1 protein-coding gene is annotated in these 508 nt (G+C 67.3%); it reads right to left on the minus strand.

Annotation, left to right across the window (positions count from 1 at the left end; translation table 11 throughout):
- Nucleotides 1–508, minus strand: a 508-nt coding sequence (locus tag HGO92_RS23220) for a transposase (RefSeq protein WP_205835020.1), incomplete at both ends; no start/stop codon positions are given.

Below are 508 nucleotides of genomic sequence, written 5' to 3' on the forward strand. Positions count from 1 at the left end.
TGCCAGCACGTCCTGGGCCCGTCGTTTGAGGGTGCGCCCGAGAGTTCGGAGCTCGGTCAGCGCGGTGGGGACGCCGCTGCTGAGGGAGTCAATCACGGCTTGCATCATCTGCTGACCTTTGGCCCGGTCTGGTTCCCGGTAAGCGGCAACCATGCGCTGGTAGGCGCCGCAACTGGCTTCGACCTCAACATGCGTATCAGCGGTGAACAGGGTTTCCAGGCGTTGGCGTTGGTTCTCGGTGAGCAGGTCCGCGCCTGTGTGGATGGTCCGGCGAGCCGAATACAGCGGGTCCCCGGCCCGTCCGCGGTGCCCGCACGTCTGCTGCTGAACCCGCCGCCGGCACGAATCAAGGGCATCGCCGGCCAACCGGACGACGTGGAAGGGATCCATCACCGGGACCGCGTCGGGGAGTTCCTCGGCCGCGGCGCTCTTGAACCCGGAGAACCCGTCCATGGCCACGACCTCAACCCCGTCCCGCCATTCTTGGGGGCGTTCCTGGAGCCAGGTC

Origin of the sequence: Crystallibacter degradans (assembly GCF_012952295.1) — a bacterium.
GTDB lineage: Bacteria > Actinomycetota > Actinomycetes > Actinomycetales > Micrococcaceae > Crystallibacter > Crystallibacter degradans.